Source organism: Alcanivorax sp. 1008 (assembly GCF_020667895.1).
In the GTDB taxonomy this organism is placed as follows: domain Bacteria; phylum Pseudomonadota; class Gammaproteobacteria; order Pseudomonadales; family Alcanivoracaceae; genus PGZG01.
In genome coordinates, this window is the sequence record NZ_JAFMPS010000007.1 from 80,196 (window position 1) to 98,040 (window position 17,845).

The following is a 17,845-nucleotide window of genomic DNA, read 5'->3' on the forward strand; positions in this document are numbered from 1 at the left end:
AGGAACGCTAATGACTGCGCTGACCAAGGCCGATCTGGCTGAACGTCTGTTTGAGGAGCTAGGTCTCAACAAGCGGGAAGCCAAGGAAATGGTGGAAATGTTTTTTGAGGAGATCCGCCGGTCCCTGGAAGGCAATATCCCAGTCAAACTATCCGGTTTCGGAAATTTTGATTTGCGTGACAAAAGCCAGCGTCCCGGCCGAAATCCCAAGACTGGCGAAGAGATTCCTATTACTGCCCGGCGGGTTGTGACTTTCCGTCCCGGGCAAAAACTGAAGCAGCGGGTTGAGGCATATGCTGGAACCAGGGAATAACGACCAGCTACCGGTCATTCCGGGGAAGCGCTACTTCACTATCGGTGAAGTCAGTGAGTTGTGTGATGTAAAGCCGCACGTGCTGCGCTATTGGGAGCAGGAATTCCCACAGCTTAAGCCTGTGAAGCGGCGTGGCAACAGACGTTACTATCAGCGTCAGGACGTGCTGATGATTCGTCAGATTCGCAGCCTGCTATACGATCAGGGCTTTACTATTGGTGGTGCCCGGCAGCAATTAACAGGTGCGCCCAGTGCTGAGCAGTCCAGCCATTATCATCAGCTGATTCGACAGATGATTGTTGAGCTGGAAGAAGTGTTGCTGGTTTTGCGAACCTGAGGTTTCATCCCCCGGGCGCATCCGTTATGATTGCGCCGCTTTGTGATCGAGCCAAGGATCACCGCCTGTCGGGGCGTAGCGCAGTCTGGTAGCGCACTTGCCTGGGGGGCAAGGGGTCGCAGGTTCAAATCCTGCCGTCCCGACCAATATCAAGAACTGGAAAGGCCGCTTAGCGGCCTTTTTTGTCGGTGCCGGACGGACCCCTATGAGCAACAGGACAGAGGATACTGACCGGATATATGTCGATCAGCGCGGAATAATCGAGCGCTTCTCCTTTGATGAGCAGGTGGTCCGGGTTTTCCCTGACATGATCAGTCGCTCGGTGCCCGGCTACGGCACAGTGGTTGAAATGATTGGTGTAATGGCAGCTCGCTACGCCCGCCCGGGTAGTTGTCTTTATGATCTGGGCTGTTCTCTCGGAGCGGCAACCCTGGCCATGGCGTCATTAGTTCCACATCGGGATTGTCGCATCGTGGCAGTGGATAATTCTGCAGCAATGATAGCCCGTGCGCGCCAATTGATTGACGAAGCCAGACCTTCTCTTTCGGTTAATCTGCGGCAAGCTGATATCCGCGATGTGGCGTTTGAGAACGCCTCAGTGGCAGTACTCAACTTCACCCTTCAGTTCTTGCCGGTGGCCGATCGAGACACGCTTATTCGGCGTTTGGCGTCTGCATTGCAGCCGGGCGACATTCTTTTATTATCGGAAAAAATTCGCTTTGAGGACCCTCACGAGGATGACCTGCAGCAGGCTCTTCATCACGCATTCAAGCGCAACAATGGCTACTCCGATATGGAAATTAGTCAAAAGCGTACTGCGCTGGAAAATGTTTTGATTCCTGAAACTCTGGCCACACATGAAAGTCGCCTGCGCGCTGCTGGATTCAGTGAAGTGCATGTGTGGTTTCGTTGCTTCAATTTTCTTTCCCTGGTGGCCATACGGTGATTGGCGAGTACTGTGATGCGCTGAGCGAGGCACTGAGCGATTTTGCTCCAGTCTGGCAAAAGCCCGCTGACGACCTGAGCCGGCAAAGGCTTATTCAACAGCCCCATGGTGACATGCCTCGCTGGCAGGCCGCCATCGAGGCTCTGCCTGACGTCGCTGCAAGTGTTAATGCAGACCAGAGTTGCGTCACATTAACCACTGCTGCGTCATTGGATGTGGACATAGGGGTTGCCGCACCCCTGCGGCAGCTGATGCCGTGGCGCAAAGGACCATTCGACTTCTTTGGCGTGCACATTGATACCGAGTGGCGCTCTGACTTGAAATGGAATCGTATTGCACCGCATATCAGTGATCTGGGCGGCCGAACGGTTCTGGACGTTGGTTGTGGCTCCGGCTATCACTGCTGGCGCATGGCTGCCGCCGGCGCCCACGCAGTTCTGGGTATTGATCCGACGCTGCTTTACCTGTTCCAGTATCTGGCCGTCCGGCGTTACACGGCGCAGTTGCCGGTTTGGTTTGCCCCCGTACGCATGGAGGAAATGCCAGCCGGAGCAAGTAGCTTCGATACCGTGTTTTCCATGGGCGTGTTGTACCACCGCCGCTCCCCGCTGGACCATTTGCTTGAGTTATTTGCGGCGCTCAAGCCCGGCGGAGAGCTGGTGCTGGAAACCCTCATAGTAGACGGGGATGTGCGCACGGTATTGATGCCGGAAGATCGTTATGCGTCGATGCGTAATGTCTATTTCCTGCCCTCTGTTGCCATGCTGGAGCGCTGGTTGCTACGGTGCGGGTTTATTGATGTCCGCGTCATAGATGTTTCAACGACGACCGCAGATGAGCAGCGTGCCACCAACTGGATGACGTTTCAGTCGCTGTCTGATTTCCTCAGTGATGACAATCCGCAGCTGACCATTGAGGGCTACCCGGCGCCTTGTCGCGCGGCACTGATAGCGCGACGCCCGCTGCGCTGACCGGCGTGGTATCTTTGCCATACTATGCACCCGCTTACCGGAGATCGTGATGAATTGGCTGGCAATAGTTGCAACGGCGGCTCTCAGCGCCGCTTTAACCTGCTCAGTAATTGCCTGGTGGCTGCAGAACCGGGTACGTCCTCGATTTATGGCGCAGCTCGACGAAGAGTTCCGTCAGCGACTCAAGGAGGCCTCTGATGTAATGGCACTGAGGGTTGAGGAAGCGGTAAGTCGCGGGGTGCGTGAGGGTGTGACTTCTCTGGCCACCCGAGAAGTTATTCAGGGAACGACTCGAAATATTGCCCGCACTGGAGCCGGCTTTGTGGAAGACAGTCTGGGCAAAATACTGGGTCGGCGGCCGCCAAGAACGGGCGATCAGGAATAACGATGACCGAACAGAATTCGAGACAGGATCAGGGTCAGTCCTATACTGGCCATGATCAGGGTTTGCAGGCCCGCTTCCGTTTCCAGTAACAGAACAGGCAGTTGTCCGTTAGCGGTGGCGAAGGCTCCGAACAGCAGGGCCATACCGGAACAGAGAAACAGCAGATCCAGGCGCCGCTCACGGCGCATTCCCTTAGTCAGACCGTGGAGCGCGTCCAGCACTTCCTCTTGAAGTAAGCGCTGCCTGCCGAGTTCTTCGGCAATAAGCTCAACTCGGTCAGACACCTGCTCCAATCTGGTAAACCAGCGAGGGTCTTCACGGCGCAGCAGGACTAGTAGGTCCTCCAGCCGCAGATGGTCATCGACCCAGCTGCGCAGCGCACCCCAGAGGTCAAACTCTGCCATTGCAGCAAGTAGCTGGCCCAGTTGCGGCTCGTTCCCGGTTATCCGGATATGTTCATCATCCGCCGCAATGGCGCCCGGAGCGATCAGCCAGTGCAGCAGAGCGCCAAGGTTGGTACGAATACGGATGTCTACTGAACCTTCATAATCGTGCAGGATCTCGATGCCATCTTCGGCTAGCAGCATATAAATGCTGGTGGCAGGCTTCTCCAGGCGGATGCGCACCACGGTGCCGTGCAGCGCAGTGAGGCGGGCGGCAGACTGACTTTCCAGAGCAATCGCTTGGTTGAGCACTGTCTCCAGTGCGCCCAGCGCAAGGAGGCGAGTCAGGGATTGTTGTTGTTCCATGCCGTCGCGAGGCCCGTGGAAGTTAAAGTAAGAGAGACCATTCTACACACCATGGAGGTAGCGGACAGGACAAAAAACCGGGTCCGGTTGGCTCAACCAACCATCATATCGTCCTGATTGGCCGCGAAAAAAGTGCTCGGGTCACTTACGCTGGGCGGGCATGTGGCTATACTAGACGCTTACTTCCGCTTGCCTGAGTGTCTGGGCAGCACGGATGTGAGGTCGCGTTACTAGTTGGAGGGATGGTATCCCTTCACTTGGGGAGAATTTTTTTTTCATGTTTGAAGCCCTGCTATCCCATCCGGACTTCTGGAAATACGTCAGCATCCCTGTTGCTTCGGGTCTTATTGGTTGGGGAACCAACTGGCTTGCCGTACAGATGACGTTTTGGCCGAAAGAGTTCATCGGCATCAAGCCCTTTCTTGGCTGGCAGGGGATCATTCCAGCCAAGGCGGAGAAAATGGGCCGTATCGTGGTGGAAAAGACCCTCGAAAAGCTTGGCTCTATCGATGAGTTTTTCCGTCAGATGGAGCCTGAGAAGATTGCCGCTCACTTGACTCGCAGCACTCAGGACCGGATCGAAGAATATACTGACGAAGTCATGTTAGAGCGCAATGGTGTGCTGTGGGAAAACCTGCCGCTGATGGTACGCAAGCGTGTCTATAATCGTGCACGCAGGGCGATTCCTGATGTTATGGATAATCTGATTGATGATATCAGTCGTAACATTGAGGATTTGGTCGACATCAAGCACATGGTGGTGACCCAGCTGACCGAAGACAAGGATTTGCTGATTCGCGTGTTCCGCGAAGTTGGTGAGCCAGAGTTCCGTTTTGTGGTCAACTCGGGCTTTTACTTTGGTTTTCTGTTTGGTCTCCTGCAGATTCCGGTATTTGTTCTGATGCCGGAAAACTGGGTGCTGCCAGTGTTTGGCTTTATCGTCGGTATTGCCACCAACTGGGTTGCATTGAACGTAATTTTCCGGCCATTGAACCCGGTAAAGATGGGGCCATTTCGTGTTCAGGGCCTGTTCTTGAGGCGTCAGAAAGACGTTGCAGAGCAGTTCGCTCGCATCAGTACCACCGAGATGATTACGCTGCGTAATATGATGCATCAGGTGATCAATGGGCCCCGTGGTGATCGCACCAGGATGTTGATCAAAAAGCATTTACGCCCTCTGCTTGAGGGTGGCGTAGTACGTACTGCAGCTCAGCTTACAGTGGGGCCGGGAGGGTATGCGGACCTGAAGCGGGCCATTGAAGAAAAGGCCGTGGATCTGTCCATGTATCCGTTCGAGGACCCTGTCTTTAACCGCGAGCGTGGTGCCATCGTTGAAAAGGTCATCAGTGAGAGAATGCAGGCGCTGTCCTCAGAGGAGTTTCAGGATCTGCTCAGACCTGCTTTTCAGGAAGACGAGTGGATTCTGATTCTTGTTGGTGGCGTGTTGGGCGCCATGGCAGGAATGTTCCAGTTGCTGGTTGTATTCGGAGTCAGCTAGGTGGTTATTACGCTGTCGGCCATGCAAGTGTTTGGCTTGCTACTTGCCGCCGCCGGAGTGTCCTCGGCGATTACCCTGTTGATAATGCATTTGGCCTTTCGCTTCCACATCGGTCCGGAAATTGAGCGTAAAGTTGACGTGCGCCTCAAGGAAGGAGCCGCTCGTCTGGAGGAAAACCTGCGCCAGCGTCTTGTTGAGACCCTGCTCGGCAAGTCCGATGTGATCCGTGATCGCGCCAGAGATCTGGCGAAAACCGGAATCAGCCTGCTATCTGGCCGTCGGCCAATGCGCGATTACGACGATGAAGGCGATTTTTGAGTGTTCAGCACTCAGGTCCTTGCTATTCCTTCTTATGTTTCACTCTTTTGACAGATTGTCAGACACTATTTCTGATTTATTCTCATAGTCCACGCCTACAATTACCTCGTTCGCGCTGATTCTATTGTTTCACTTTCTGGCATTTGCCATTGCTGTATTGGCTTGTGGAACTGGTAACGGAGTATGTCGATGTCTGACCGCAAGCAGAGTAAAGAAGTGCAAGACAAGTCTCACTCACCGAAGGGAAGCGGTGACGGTGCGCTTGACCTGCGCAAATACACCCACCAGATATGGCTTGCCGGTCTGGGGGCGTTTGCCCGTGCAGAAGAAGAGGGTAGCAAGCTGTTTGACACCCTGGTCGATGTGGGCAAAGACCTTGAATCAAAGACCCGGGATATTTCCGAGACTCGCGTAGAAGAGATCAAGGAGCGAGTACGTAGCCGCACCGGCGAAACCATGGGCAAGATGGAAAAGGCCTTTGATGAACGTCTGAACAAGGCTCTGTCGAAGCTTGGCATTCCCAACAAGCGTGAGGTTGAGGCCCTGCAGAAACGCGTACAAGAGCTTACAGCAGCTCTTGATGAGCGGTCGTCTAGCGGTACACCAGAAGGCGACAAGAAGGGCAAATAAGGTTTGTAGTGCACACCGCAACCCCTTGTGGTGTTTTTTTACGGGCCCCATCCTCTGGGGCCCGTTTTTTTTGCCCCGACCGGGGGCTTGTTACCGCTTTGGGGTGCCTTTTTTCGGGGCATACGCATATTTTTCTGCACAGGCTGGCGTAACTGTCTGTGAGGGCAAAGCTTTTTTCATAAAGCCCCGCTTTTTCGTGATTTTTTTACCTTAACATGTTGTTTTTTATGAAATTTAATATAAAGGTCAAAAAAACGTCAAATTGATGGCATGTACCGTTTCATGCCGGTTCCACGCCTTTGTAAGAGCGTTTTACACAGAGTTTTCCACAGTTTTTGTGGACAATGACAGCGCTACAGGTCAGCAAATAGCCCGAAGCGGGATGATCGACCGCCGACAAATCATACTTCGGAGATTGAGGTATATCAGGTTAGCGGAATGACCTGATTTGTTCGTAAGGTTGCACAGGTAACTATCTGATTCTTTGCATTGCACTGAAAGTGGGCTGTTGCTGTGAATGTCGATGCCGCTGATCGGCCATGCTCTGTGTCCGGGGCGTCGTGGAACTTTCCACAGACTTATCCACAATAAAAAAGGCCAGACATCGTTGTCTGGCCTTTTTCTTTACAGCAGAGTTGTGGCGGTTAGAAGCGGAACTGACCTCCATCAATACCTTTCTGTAGCTCAGGAGTCAGTAGCTGGTAACAGCTCTCACCTGGCAACATGACGTATACCGGGTTGTCTTGCTGGGCCAGATCGTACTTCTGTTCCTTGAGCTTGTTTTTCTGGTGCTTGAAGGTGCCTGTGGTCTCCATTTCTTCCGTGTTGATGCGGATGAATACAGGAGCAGCATAAGCAGGGATCTCGTGCTTCAGGTACTCACACAGGCCTTTGAAGTTGAACTGGCTGTGGTCACAGTCCAGACGTACCTGAGCCATGCCCGCACGGCCATTGGTATTGGGAATCTCAACGCCGTAGACCACGGTTTCAACTATACCCTCGAAGCCATCCATGATTTGCTCGATTTCGGTGGTTGATACGTTCTCGCCTTTCCAGCGGAAGGTATCACCCAGACGGTCAACAAACTGAGCATGCTTGAAACCAATATCGCGCATCATGTCGCCCGTATTGAAGTACGAGTCGCCTTTTTTGAATACATTGCGCAGGACAGATTTCTCGGTCTTTTCTGGATCGGTATAGCCGTCGAAAGGGGTTTTGTCGCTAATTTCGCCCACCAGCAGACCTGCTTCACCTTTGCTGACTTTGATCATAAAGCCATCCGGACCACGCACCGGTTCCTCCCGCTCCTTGTCGTATTTGACGATGGCGTAAGACACTGGTGAGAAGCCGACAGTGTTGTCGAAGTTGAAGATGTTGGTGAAAGCAACGTTACCCTCTGAGGAGGCATAAAGCTCAACCACCCGCTCGATGCCAAAGCGTGCCTTGAACCCTTTCCAGATACCCGGGCGAAGGCCATTGCCAACGATGACATGAACTTTGTTGTCGCGGTCATTGGGTTTGGCTGGTTGCTCGTTCAGGTAACGACACAGCTCGCCGACGTAGGCAAAGGCGGTGCAGTCGTTTTTGCGGATATCATCCCAGAAGCGACTGGCAGAAAACTTCCGCGCAAGCACCAGGCCAGCACCAGCTGCGATGGCCGAGCCCCAGCCGATGACCATGCCAGTGGCGTGGTAGAACGGAAGTGTGCAATACATGCGGTCGTGTTTTTGCAGGCGTACTGCAGAAAAACCGAATCCACCGTAGGCCTTCTGCCAACGGCCATGGTTGAAAACCACCGCTTTCGGCAGCCCGGTGGTGCCTGATGTGTAGATATAGAACAACGGGTCACGCAGGTATATTTTGCTGGCGGACTCAGGGTTCTGGCTGCTGCAATCCCGAATCAGCTCAGCGAGGTTCAGGTAGCCATCTGGTACCGTACCGGGGTTGTCGAGCGTGTCCTGATCGGCAAAGCAATAGAAGCGGTCGGCGGGCAGGTCAAGGTGCTCGCGCACCTCTTCAATGGCTTCAACCAGTTCCGCACCTACAATAGCCGCCTTGGGTTCAACCAGATTAACGCTATGGGTGAGTACCTTGCCGCGCTGGGAGGTGTTAATCAGGGCAGAGACCGCACCGATCTTGGCCAGACCAACAACGGTACCAAGGAGTTCGGTGCGGTTTTCCATGTCGACCGCTACTACATCGCCCTTTTTCAGGCCGATGGAGGAAAAATAGTCTGCGATGCGGTTCGCCCAGGCGTTGAATTGGGTGTAGGTCAGCTGGGTGTCATTGTGAATTACTGCGACCCCGTTGGGGTTCATTTCTGTAGCACGCTGAATAGCCAGGCCGAGGCCTAGGGGCATGGTTTTGTCGGTCAGCTTAGCCATTTTCGAGCCTTTGACGATGCCGGGCAGGTTAGCCAGCAGCATAGGCATTCTTGAAAGTAGCTTGGGCAACGAGATGACGTCGGCGTTGCTCATGGGATCTCCGTCTCGTGTTGATCGAAAATATTATCGGTCGCTCTGTTGCGGCCCGACTATGGGTCGGTACAGGCACAGGGTCCCGGCAGAGTGCGGCATGGGAGCCGCTGCAAAAAAGGTGCGGCCGTACCATAACCGCACCACACCCGGGCTGGCAAGCGAGTCAGGGTGTTAGTGCTCCACGGTCAACAGGATTTGTTTACCTTTGACCTGATCGCCTGCCTTCACGTCTACCGAGGACACCACGCCGTCGGCGCTGGCCTTCAGGCTGTGCTCCATTTTCATTGCTTCCATTACTACCAGTACTTCACCCCGGTTGACCTGCTGGCCTGGCTCACACCTGACGGCGATGACGGCGCCATCCATGGGAGCCTTGAGCTGGCCTGAGCCGGGGCCCTCGGCGGCAGATACAGGCAAATGGGTCAGGTCGGTGAAGACATGTGCCTGACCGTGATCATCGAGCCAAAGTTGATGGCCAATGCATAGCATGGAGATACAGCGGCGTACTCCATTTACGCTGAGCTCGGCCTGCTGGCTGTTCAGAAAATGCAGGTTCAGGGTGAATTGCTGATCACCCACCAGAGCGGTCAGCTCGTGCTCATGACGCTGCAGCATGACGGTCTGGCGGCTTTCACCTGTACCCAGGATGAGAGGTTGAGCGCCGTGGTCACTGCTATGCCACGCATTAACTGAAGCATGTTTTTGATTGCTTAGCAGTGCGGCTGCGATGGCATACAGGGCGTGGCTGGCCTGTGGTGTGGCCATGCTTGGGTCATCACCGAAATCACTGTCAAGAAATGCGGTGGTAGCATCACCGGCGGCAAATACAGGGTGGCGCAAAATGGCTGCCAGAAAACGACGATTATCCTGAAGGCCAAACAACACCGTATCTTCAATCGCGCGGATCAAACGCCGACGGGCATCTTCGCGGCTATCGCCGTAGGCGATAATTTTGGCCAGCATCGGATCGTAGTGGCTGCCAATGCTGGATCCCTCCCGCAAGCCGTGGTCAATCCGTATTCCGTCGCCTTCAGCAGGTGTCCAGGTCAGCACAGGGCCGGTCTGTGGCATAAAGTTCTGGCTTGGCTCCTCGGCATACAGCCGTACCTCGATGGCGTGACCATTCAGTTGTACCTGGCTCTGGGTTAACGGCAGGGTCTCGCCGCGGGCGACACGGATTTGCCAGGCCACCAGATCAAGGCCGGTAACAAGCTCGGTCACGGGGTGCTCAACCTGCAGACGGGTATTCATTTCAAGAAAGTAGAAACTGCCGTCCTCGGCTAGCAGAAACTCCACAGTGCCGGCGCCCACGTATTTGCAGGATCTGGCGGCGTTGACGGCCGCTGCGCCCATCTCTGCCCGCAGCGCAGGACTGACTGCAGGGGAGGGGGCTTCTTCTACCACCTTCTGGTGGCGTCGCTGTACCGAGCAATCGCGCTCACCCAAATGAATAATATTACCGTGCTGATCACCAAAGACCTGAATCTCCACATGGCGCGGTCGCATTACTGCGCGCTCCAGAATCAGCTCATCGCTGCCAAATGCACTTTTTGCTTCGGCACGTGCCGAACGCAATTGTTCAGCCAACTCTGACATATCCGTTACGACACGCATGCCGCGTCCACCACCGCCGGCACTCGCTTTGATCATTAAGGGTAGGCCAATGCGCCCTGCCTCCTGAATCAAAGTGGCATCAGTTTGATCGGCGCCCTCGTAGCCAGGAATGCAGGGTACACCGGCTTCCTGCATGGCGATTTTGGAAAGTCGTTTAGAGCCCATCAGGTGAATGGCGTTGACGGGTGGGCCAATAAAGGTGATGCCAGCAGCTTCACAGGCTTCGGCAAAGGTCGAGTTCTCTGACAGGAAACCATAGCCAGGATGCACGGCATCGGCACCGGTCTTCTGTGCGGCGGCAATGATGGCATCGGCATCCAGATAAGACTGACTGACCGTGGCAGGGCCGATACAGATGGCTTCGTCAGCCAAGGCAACATGGCGGGCATCCCTGTCAGCTTCCGAATAGACGGCCACGGTGCGATAGCCCAGAGAATGTGCTGTGCGGATCACCCGGCAGGCTATTTCGCCGCGGTTGGCAATCAGAATTTTTTCAAAAGCCATGACGGGCTCCGGTAACAGTTTTATCGGAAAATTATTCCGCCCAATTGGGCAGGCGTTTCTGTACGAATGCCATGGTGCCCTCGGCGCCTTCGGCGCTGGCTACGGCAGCAGCGAAATCCCTCGCAGCTTGATCAAGTAGTTCTTCAAGTGGCTGTTGGCCGACACTTAACACCAGTTGCTTGGTGATCCGGTTAGCATGTGGTGCGCAGCGGCGAATCTGTTTCAGGGTGACGTCCAGTCGAGCATCCAGCTCCGCCGCCGGTATGGCTTCGTGAACGATGCCAAGGCGAGCCGCCTCGGCGCCGCTGAAGCGAGCACCGGTGAGCGCCAGTCTGCGCGCCTGAGTCAGGCCGATTCGCTGGACAACAAATGGGGCGATCTGTGCAGGAATTACACCCAGCCCGGTTTCCGGCAGGCCAAACTGCGCATTCTCTGCCGCTATGGCCACATCAGAAATGCAGGCAAGTCCGAAGCCACCACCCAGAACTGCGCCCTCGATAACGGTAACCAGTACTTGTGGCAGCTGATTTGCCAAAGTGATCATTTCGCCGAATCGACGATTCAGTTGGAAGTAGGCGTCACTCTCACCTGAAGCGGCTTTCATGCGTGCCCCTGCCATGTCCTTGATATCGCCGCCGGCGCAAAAATGGCCGTTGCTTCCACGCAGGATCACAGCCCGAAAGTTGTCATCTTTGCTGATGGAGTCGAACACGGTCATCAGCTCGTTGACCATGGTGAGGCTCATGGCGTTGCGTGATTCCGGCCGGTGCAGCGTGATATGTAAAAATGGCCCATCTTCGCCCAGCAGCAGGGTCTCAGTGGCTGGCAGAGTCATATCGGTTATCCCTTTTTCTTGCCCGGCAGGATGTCCATGGTTTTGCAGATGATGCCCAGCATGACTTCGTCTGCACCGCCACCAATGGAGCCAAGACGGCTATCACGGTAGCCGCGGGCGATGTTGGAGTCCCACATAAAGCCCTGCCCGCCCCAGTACTGCAGGCAGCTGTCATACACTTCGCGGGTCAGGCGGCCAGCTTTAAGCTTGGTGATGGAGGCCTTTTGCATGACATCCTTGCCGTTGACGTACTCCTCGCCGGCTGAGTAGGTCAGTGCACGCAGCAATTCGACCTCGGATTGCAGCTCGGCCAAGCGGAAGTGCACCACCTGATTGTCCAGCAGGGGCATGCCAAAGGCATGACGTTGGCGGCAATACTCAATGGTATCGGCGATGGCCAGATCCATGCCGCGTAGGCTGTTAGCCGCACAGAACAGTCGTTCTTCCTGAAACTGCATCATCTGCATCATAAAGCCCATGCCTTCCTGGCCGATGAGGTAACGCTGCGGCACGCGCACATCATCGAAGAACACCTGCGCGGTATCCGAGGACCTCATTCCCAGTTTGTTCAGTGGCTCTGAGACACTGACGCCGGGGGTGTTTTTGGGCACAACGATCAGCGACTTGTTCATGTGCTTCGGGCCGTCGCTCGTGTTGGCAAGCAGACAGAAAAAATCATTTTGGGTGGAGTTGGTGATCCACATCTTGGTGCCGTTAATGACATAGTCATCGCCGTCCTTGCGCGCCGTGGTTTTGATGTTGGCAACGTCAGATCCGGCATGCGGTTCGCTTACGCCAATTGAGGCGACCATGTCACCGGCAATGGCAGGGGCAAGAAATTCACGGCGCAGTTCGTCAGAACCAAAACGGGCCAGGGCCGGAGTGGCCATGTCGGTTTGCACGCCAATAGCCATGGGTACGCCACCGCAGCGAATACCACCGAACTCTTCCGATGCCACAAGCGAATAGGTGTAGTCGAGGCCCATGCCGCCGTACTCCACTGGCTTGCTGATACCCAGCAGGCCCAAATTGCCGAGTTTCTTGAACAACTCATGGGCCGGGAACGGCGGGTTGTTCTCCCACTCGTCAACGTAAGGGTTGATTTCCTTGTCAACAAAGTTACGTACGGTGCGGCGCAGTTCTTCATGTTCCTGAGTGAAAAGCATCGTAATCTCCTGATGGGATTCGTAGTGGGTAATGGCGCTTACAGGCGCGCCACACCGTAAGTATTGCTTTGCAGTGGCCGTCGCTCCGCTTCCTCACAGACGTCCAGCACCATGGCAACTACCCGTCGGGTGTCACGGGGGTCGATGATGCCGTCGTCCCACAATCTGGCGGTGCCATACAGTGAGGTAGATTGGCTGTCGAGCTTGATCGCTGTGGTTTGCTGCAGCATGTCGAGAACCTTTTCGTCTGGCTCGATGCCCATAGCCCGTTGCTTGGCATCGGCAACAATGCGCAGCACCATGCCAGCTTGCTGGCCACCCATTACCGCCACCCGGCTATTCGGCCAGGCAAAGATAAAGCGTGGGTCCAGACCCCTACCGCACATGGCGTAGTTGCCCGCGCCATAGGAACCACCGACGAGGATGGAAATCTTCGGCACCCGGGCATTGGCCACGGCCTGAATCATTTTCGACCCATGCTTGATGATGCCGTTCTGTTCCGCATCGGTGCCAACAAGAAAACCGGTAGTGTTGTGAAGAAACAGCAAAGGCCGATTGCTTTGGTCGCAAAGTTGAATGAACTGGGCTGTCTTGGCAGCGCCCCGGGCGGTGATTGGGCCATTATTGCCGATCACGCCAATGGCCTTTCCTTCCACCTTGGCCCAGCCGCACACGGTGGCCGCGTCCCAGTCATTCTTGAAATCAAGAAATTCCGAGCCGTCGACGATACGGGCGATAATTTCTCTAACGTCATAAGGCTTTTTGGTGTCGGCTGGAACGATGCCGAGTAGCTCTTGCTCATCATAATGGGGTGGCTGCCACTGCCTTTCTGCATGGGCAGTTAGCTGTTCATTCCATGGAATGTTAGCCATTAGCTCCCGTGCCAGACGAATGCCATCAGCATCGCTTTCGGCGATATATTCAGCAGTGCCGGCCACGGTTGCATGCATTTCTGCTCCGCCAAGGTCTTCGTCGGTGGCGATCTCACCAGTTGCTGCCTTCAGCAGCGGCGGCCCGGCAAGGAACATTTTGGCGCGGCCTCGTACGAGAATGCAGTAGTCGGACAGGCCAGGCTGGTAGGCGCCGCCGGCGGTGGCATTGCCGTGTACCACAGTGATTTGCGGAATGCCCTGTGCCGACAGTCGCGCCTGATTTGCAAAGGTGCGCGCACCCTCAACAAAAATTTCAGCGGCATAGTTCAGGTTAGCGCCGCCGGATTCTGATAACGACACGATTGGCAGTTTGTTTTCTCTGGCAATTGCTTGCAGACGTAGTGACTTGTGCAGGCCGGCAGGGGAGATGGTGCCACCCTTGATTGCTGAATTGGACGCGGCCACTAGACAGCGCACACCACTGACATAGCCAATTCCGGCAATGGAGCCACCGCCAGCTTCGGTGCCATCCTTGTCGTCATGCATCATGTAGCCGGCCAGATTCATCAAGCTCAAAAATGGTGAGCCCGGATCAAGTAAGCGGGTGACCCGTTCATGTGGCAGTAACTGGCCGCGCTTTTCGAATTTTGGTCGTTGCGTTTCCGCTTTGGCGACCACCTTCTTCTCAATGCTGCGGAATTCTTCCACGGCCTTCAGCATAGCCTCGCGGTTCTGGCTGAATTCCTCGCTGTGGATATCCAGGCTGGTTTCAATCGCCGGCATATCAGTTGTCCTTGAAAAGATCGGGGGTTACCGCTCGATGAAAACCATCGAATGGCTTGCTGTTGTTGTGGTCCGGAAGCGGGAAGATGGCGATGTTGCCCTGACTGGCAGCACCGTCGATACGCAGGGTGTCCCCGCTGATAAAGGCAGCTGCATCAGATAGCAGGAATGCAATGGCGCCGGATACTTCGGCTTCTTCGCCCATGCGTTTTAAAGGGACCGCGGCCCGCAGTGTCTTGATGGTTGATTTGAAACTTTCTGGATAAGTATCCATCCCGCTGGAGGCAATCCAGCCAGGAGCGACAGCGTTAACGCGAACCCCGGCACAGCCCCATTCAAAGGCGGCGGTCTGGGTAAGGTTAACCATACCTGCCCGGGCCGCACCGGAGTGCCCCATGCCGGGCATGCCGCCCCACATGTCGGCAACAATATTTACGATGCTTCCACCGGTTTTGTTCATTCCCTGCATGAATACTTCACGGGCCATAAGAAAGCCGCCGGTGAGGTTGGTGCGGACTACTGTTTCCCATCCCTTTTGAGAAATAAAAGCCAGTGGGGAAGGGAACTGGCCGCCAGCGTTGTTAACCAGACCATGAACCTGGCCCACCGATTTGAAAATCTCTCCGACAGTGACCTTGACGCTGTCCTCTTCACGAATATCGCAGGTAAACCAGATCGCCTTGCCACTATCCTCCTGAATTTCCTGTTGTACTTTTTTCAGCTTGTCGTCCTTGCGGCCAATCAGAATGACTTGAGCACCGAGTGATGCAAGTTCATGGGCGGTGCAGCGACCAATGCCACTGCCGCCACCGGTGACAATGATGTTGCGTCCAGCAAACAGGTCGGGGCGGAATACGGATCGGTAACTCATCAGGCATTAACCTCTTTGGCAATCTCGGCGGAAACCGGAACAGGAAAGTCGAGTAGCTGTTGGGCAAAGGCTTTGCCCTGTGGATCAATTCGCAGTGATGCGATGCCGCCACCTCCCAGGGAGTTTTTTAACAGGAAGTTGAGTGCATTAAATCCGGGCAGATCCCAGCGTGAGACGCTGCCGGTGTCTGGGTCAAGAACGTGCTGCATAAAATCGCTGATGGCCTGCTCGGTCAAAGCCGCGCGCAGGAATGGCAGGTAGTCGGCCTTGCGCGCGATGATCCCTATATTGGCATGATTGCCTTTATCGCCACTGCGCGCCCAGGCCAGTTTTACCAAAGGTACCGGAACAGAGCCGCCTATGCTGTCGCCGTTGTGCAGCGATAGCTTGCTGGCATCGAGCGCTTGTCCGGGGGGTTGGGTGCTGGTCATCTTGTTGCCATCGATATCCACGGTGGCCTGTACGGATTTCTTATCTACCAGCGTGGAAAATAGCCTGATGCGCGGAAAGGACTTCGGGCGGCCGCCAACTATTCCGGTCAAGCCCGGCGCCATGCCCGTAGCTGCCTGAGCGATTTCCCGAGAGAAAATATCCAGCGCTTTTTTGTTGTTATGGATGGCGGCGATCTTGACGACTACCTCGCGGGTGTCAGCACGTCTGCCCTGTGCCCCATAGGTGGTTTCCGTGCCAAGTAGCTCAACAGAAGTGTCCCGGAAATCTTCCATGCCCGTAGTGGTGAATATGCCGCGCACTTTTTTCAGGATGCTGTCAGCAACTCGTTGCCCCTTGGCCACTGCATCAATGCCGCCAATCATGAACGACGCGGTAATTTTATGGCCATCCGGCCAGGTGGCGGACACCTTGTATTTATCAGTCGGTGGCAGGCCGCGGGCGCCGCTGACTCGCACCTGATTCTCACCCACCTGCTCTAGTGCCACGCCAGTAAAGTCGCACACCACATCGGGGAGAATATAGGCGCGAGGGTCGCCGATTTCATAGACGATCTGCTCCGCAACGGTAGCGCAGCTGACGAGACCGCCGGTATTGGCCGGCTTGGTCACAACGAAACTACCGTCGGCGAAACATTCGGCGATGGGAAAGCCCATGTTGTGGTAGTCGGGCACATCCTGCCAGTCTGTAAAGTTGCCGCCGGTGCACTGGGCGCCGCATTCGATTACATGCCCGGCCAGGGATCCCTGAGCCAGCTTATCGTAGTCATTTAACGACCAGTTGAATTCATGTAGCAGGGGGCCGAGTACCAGTGCGGAATCGGCAATACGCCCGGTTAAAACAATGTCGGCTCCAGCGGCCAGGGCAGCGCGGATCGGCTCGGCGCCGAGGTAGGCGTTCATGGTAACTGTGAAGGGGGGCAATGGCGCGCCGGTGTCCATTTCTGTGACCGCAGAAAACTCCTGACGACGGGGACTAAGGTCATCACCTTCTACCAGAGCAATGGTCATTTCCACGCCGGCTGCGGCGAATGCCTCTTGCAGTGCCTTGCGGCAGGCTTGTGGATTAACTCCACCGGCGTTGCTGATTACCTTGATGCCTTTGCTTTTGATCTCTTTCGCCAGCGGTGCCATCACTTGGCTGACAAAATCATGGGCATAGCCCTGATTGGGGTCCTTCATGCGCGCGCCGGCCATGATCGACAGGGTCACTTCAGCCAGATAGTCAAATACCAGATAGTCGATGTCCGCCTGACGCACCAGCTGGAAAGCGGCGGTATTGGTATCGCCCCAAAAGCCGGCGGCGCAGCCGATACGGATTGGAGAAGTCATTTTGTCTCCCTGTATTGGGCGGGGCGGGCATAGTTGCCCGCCTTTTCAGATGTGATTGGCAGATGGGATAAACTACCAAGCAAGCGCTTGGTCTGTAAAGGCTCGGATGATAAGGTGGTCAGAATGGGCCGCTTGCATGGTGGGCTCGGGCCACCATAATGACGGGCGCAATTCAGAGGGGTACTCATGGGGCAGCTACAAACCATTGTCAACGGCATGGACGACTCGCCGCGCGGCAAGTTGCTGAGCGCAGCCGCACGGCTGTTCCGTGATCAGGGCTTTGATCGCACTACGGTGCGGGATATTGCCAGGGAAGTGGGTATTCAGAGTGGTAGCTTGTTCCATCACTTCCCGACCAAGGAAGACATCCTGTTTACTGTGATGGTTGAGGTTATCCGATTTAACACCCAGCGCCTGCAGGAGGCGCTGGCGGGCAAGTCAGATCCCGTGGAGAGATTGCGTGCCCTGATTCGTGCAGAGCTGCAAACCATTATCGGTGATACCCGCGAAGCCATGAGTGTGCTGGTGTATGAATGGCGCTGCCTGACCCCTGAGCACCAGCGCGAAGCTCTGGCTTTGCGTGATGTTTACGAGCAGCTGTGGATGGATGCGCTTGAAGAGCTACGCCGCATGGGCCGGTTGAGTGCGGATGCCTTTATTACGCGGCGCTTGATTACTGGTATGACCAGTTGGAGCAGCAACTGGTTTGATGCACACGGCAGCCTGACCATCGACCAGCTTACCGATATTATTCTCGACCGGGTGATTGGAGAGCAGCGCTGAGGTGCAGCGGGG

Annotated in this window: 17 protein-coding genes and 1 tRNA gene; 10 read left to right on the forward strand and 8 right to left on the reverse strand. The window is 55.4% G+C overall.

Annotated features, from left to right (window positions below; all coding sequences use genetic code 11):
• The first annotated feature begins 10 nt into the window (after positions 1-10).
• The 6 genes from ihfA to J1C54_RS10000 all read left to right on the forward strand — a co-directional run bounded on the left by ihfA (position 11) and on the right by J1C54_RS10000 (position 2,952).
• Entirely contained in the window at positions 11-313 is a 303-nt protein-coding gene (ihfA, locus tag J1C54_RS09975; protein ID WP_229146997.1) for an integration host factor subunit alpha, read from the forward strand.
• The gene (locus J1C54_RS09980) at positions 294-650 is read left to right on the forward strand and encodes a MerR family transcriptional regulator (RefSeq protein WP_229146998.1); all 357 of its coding nucleotides are present in this window, start codon (positions 294-296) and stop codon (positions 648-650) included. The genes ihfA and J1C54_RS09980 overlap by 20 nt, the downstream gene beginning before the upstream one ends.
• A 69-nt stretch (positions 651-719) precedes the next feature.
• Positions 720-796 (forward strand) — tRNA-Pro (locus tag J1C54_RS09985).
• A 59-nt stretch (positions 797-855) separates the two neighbouring features.
• Entirely contained in the window at positions 856-1,596 is a 741-nt protein-coding gene (gene cmoA, locus J1C54_RS09990; protein ID WP_229147000.1) for a carboxy-S-adenosyl-L-methionine synthase CmoA, read from the forward strand.
• Positions 1,551-2,567: a tRNA 5-methoxyuridine(34)/uridine 5-oxyacetic acid(34) synthase CmoB gene (gene cmoB / locus J1C54_RS09995; protein ID WP_370635643.1), complete on the forward strand. Its 1,017-nt coding sequence runs from the start codon at positions 1,551-1,553 to the stop codon at positions 2,565-2,567. Before cmoA ends, cmoB begins: the two co-directional genes overlap by 46 nt.
• A 49-nt stretch (positions 2,568-2,616) precedes the next feature.
• Positions 2,617-2,952, forward strand: a complete 336-nt coding sequence (locus J1C54_RS10000) for a hypothetical protein (protein WP_229147002.1) — start codon at positions 2,617-2,619, stop codon at positions 2,950-2,952.
• Here J1C54_RS10000 and J1C54_RS10005 read toward each other — a convergent pair.
• On the reverse strand, positions 2,943-3,701 hold the full coding sequence (locus tag J1C54_RS10005; RefSeq protein WP_229147004.1) for an SCP2 sterol-binding domain-containing protein: 759 nt from the start codon (positions 3,699-3,701) through the stop codon (positions 2,943-2,945). The genes J1C54_RS10000 and J1C54_RS10005 overlap by 10 nt on opposite strands.
• Positions 3,702-3,978: 277 nt before the next feature.
• On the opposite strand from J1C54_RS10005, the gene J1C54_RS10010 reads away from it, so the two are divergent.
• From J1C54_RS10010 to J1C54_RS10020, 3 genes are all read left to right on the forward strand, one after another.
• Positions 3,979-5,199, forward strand: a complete 1,221-nt coding sequence (locus tag J1C54_RS10010) for a DUF445 domain-containing protein (RefSeq protein ID WP_229147007.1) — start codon at positions 3,979-3,981, stop codon at positions 5,197-5,199.
• Positions 5,200-5,517, forward strand: a complete 318-nt coding sequence (locus tag J1C54_RS10015; RefSeq protein ID WP_229147009.1) for a hypothetical protein — start codon at positions 5,200-5,202, stop codon at positions 5,515-5,517.
• Between the two features lie 189 nt (positions 5,518-5,706).
• Complete coding sequence (locus J1C54_RS10020; protein ID WP_229147011.1) at positions 5,707-6,147, forward strand: phasin family protein; 441 nt, start codon at positions 5,707-5,709, stop codon at positions 6,145-6,147.
• Positions 6,148-6,791: 644 nt separating this feature from the next.
• Here J1C54_RS10020 and J1C54_RS10025 read toward each other — a convergent pair.
• From J1C54_RS10025 to J1C54_RS10055, 7 genes are all read right to left on the reverse strand, one after another.
• A complete protein-coding gene (locus J1C54_RS10025) occupies positions 6,792-8,624 on the reverse strand; it encodes a long-chain-acyl-CoA synthetase (RefSeq protein WP_229147013.1) in 1,833 nt (610 codons plus the stop codon).
• 171 nt (positions 8,625-8,795) lie between these two features.
• Positions 8,796-10,742, reverse strand: a complete 1,947-nt coding sequence (locus tag J1C54_RS10030; RefSeq protein WP_229147016.1) for an acetyl/propionyl/methylcrotonyl-CoA carboxylase subunit alpha — start codon at positions 10,740-10,742, stop codon at positions 8,796-8,798.
• A gap of 31 nt (positions 10,743-10,773) precedes the next feature.
• Positions 10,774-11,577, reverse strand: a complete 804-nt coding sequence (locus J1C54_RS10035) for an enoyl-CoA hydratase/isomerase family protein (RefSeq protein WP_229147017.1) — start codon at positions 11,575-11,577, stop codon at positions 10,774-10,776.
• 5 nt (positions 11,578-11,582) lie between these two features.
• Positions 11,583-12,743: an acyl-CoA dehydrogenase family protein gene (locus J1C54_RS10040; protein WP_229147018.1), complete on the reverse strand. Its 1,161-nt coding sequence runs from the start codon at positions 12,741-12,743 to the stop codon at positions 11,583-11,585.
• A 38-nt stretch (positions 12,744-12,781) separates the two neighbouring features.
• Positions 12,782-14,398: an acyl-CoA carboxylase subunit beta gene (locus J1C54_RS10045; protein WP_229147019.1), complete on the reverse strand. Its 1,617-nt coding sequence runs from the start codon at positions 14,396-14,398 to the stop codon at positions 12,782-12,784.
• Position 14,399: 1 nt separating this feature from the next.
• Positions 14,400-15,269 carry an SDR family oxidoreductase gene (locus J1C54_RS10050; protein WP_229147021.1) on the reverse strand — a complete coding sequence of 290 codons (870 nt, stop codon included), beginning with the start codon at positions 15,267-15,269 and terminating at the stop codon, positions 14,400-14,402.
• Complete coding sequence (locus tag J1C54_RS10055) at positions 15,269-17,050, reverse strand: acyclic terpene utilization AtuA family protein (RefSeq protein WP_229147023.1); 1,782 nt, start codon at positions 17,048-17,050, stop codon at positions 15,269-15,271. Before J1C54_RS10055 ends, J1C54_RS10050 begins: the two co-directional genes overlap by 1 nt.
• A gap of 186 nt (positions 17,051-17,236) precedes the next feature.
• On the opposite strand from J1C54_RS10055, the gene J1C54_RS10060 reads away from it, so the two are divergent.
• Positions 17,237-17,833 (forward strand): TetR/AcrR family transcriptional regulator, encoded by a 597-nt coding sequence (locus tag J1C54_RS10060; protein ID WP_229147026.1) that lies wholly within the window; start codon positions 17,237-17,239, stop codon positions 17,831-17,833.
• The last annotated feature ends 12 nt before the right edge of the window (positions 17,834-17,845 follow it).

Excerpts from the sequence above, each read along its gene's own strand:
- ihfA (WP_229146997.1), top strand. The coding sequence starts at position 11 with ATGACTGCGCTGACCAAGGCCGATCTGGCTGAACGTCTGTTTGAGGAG.
- J1C54_RS09980 (WP_229146998.1), top strand. The coding sequence starts at position 294 with ATGCTGGAACCAGGGAATAACGACCAGCTACCGGTCATTCCGGGGAAG.
- cmoA (WP_229147000.1), top strand. The coding sequence starts at position 856 with ATGAGCAACAGGACAGAGGATACTGACCGGATATATGTCGATCAGCGC.
- J1C54_RS10000 (WP_229147002.1), top strand. The coding sequence starts at position 2,617 with ATGAATTGGCTGGCAATAGTTGCAACGGCGGCTCTCAGCGCCGCTTTA.
- J1C54_RS10005 (WP_229147004.1), bottom strand. The coding sequence starts at position 3,701 with ATGGAACAACAACAATCCCTGACTCGCCTCCTTGCGCTGGGCGCACTG.
- J1C54_RS10010 (WP_229147007.1), top strand. The coding sequence starts at position 3,979 with ATGTTTGAAGCCCTGCTATCCCATCCGGACTTCTGGAAATACGTCAGC.
- J1C54_RS10020 (WP_229147011.1), top strand. The coding sequence starts at position 5,707 with ATGTCTGACCGCAAGCAGAGTAAAGAAGTGCAAGACAAGTCTCACTCA.
- J1C54_RS10025 (WP_229147013.1), bottom strand. The coding sequence starts at position 8,624 with ATGAGCAACGCCGACGTCATCTCGTTGCCCAAGCTACTTTCAAGAATG.
- J1C54_RS10030 (WP_229147016.1), bottom strand. The coding sequence starts at position 10,742 with ATGGCTTTTGAAAAAATTCTGATTGCCAACCGCGGCGAAATAGCCTGC.
- J1C54_RS10035 (WP_229147017.1), bottom strand. The coding sequence starts at position 11,577 with ATGACTCTGCCAGCCACTGAGACCCTGCTGCTGGGCGAAGATGGGCCA.
- J1C54_RS10040 (WP_229147018.1), bottom strand. The coding sequence starts at position 12,743 with ATGCTTTTCACTCAGGAACATGAAGAACTGCGCCGCACCGTACGTAAC.
- J1C54_RS10045 (WP_229147019.1), bottom strand. The coding sequence starts at position 14,398 with ATGCCGGCGATTGAAACCAGCCTGGATATCCACAGCGAGGAATTCAGC.
- J1C54_RS10050 (WP_229147021.1), bottom strand. The coding sequence starts at position 15,269 with ATGAGTTACCGATCCGTATTCCGCCCCGACCTGTTTGCTGGACGCAAC.
- J1C54_RS10055 (WP_229147023.1), bottom strand. The coding sequence starts at position 17,050 with ATGACTTCTCCAATCCGTATCGGCTGCGCCGCCGGCTTTTGGGGCGAT.
- J1C54_RS10060 (WP_229147026.1), top strand. The coding sequence starts at position 17,237 with ATGGGGCAGCTACAAACCATTGTCAACGGCATGGACGACTCGCCGCGC.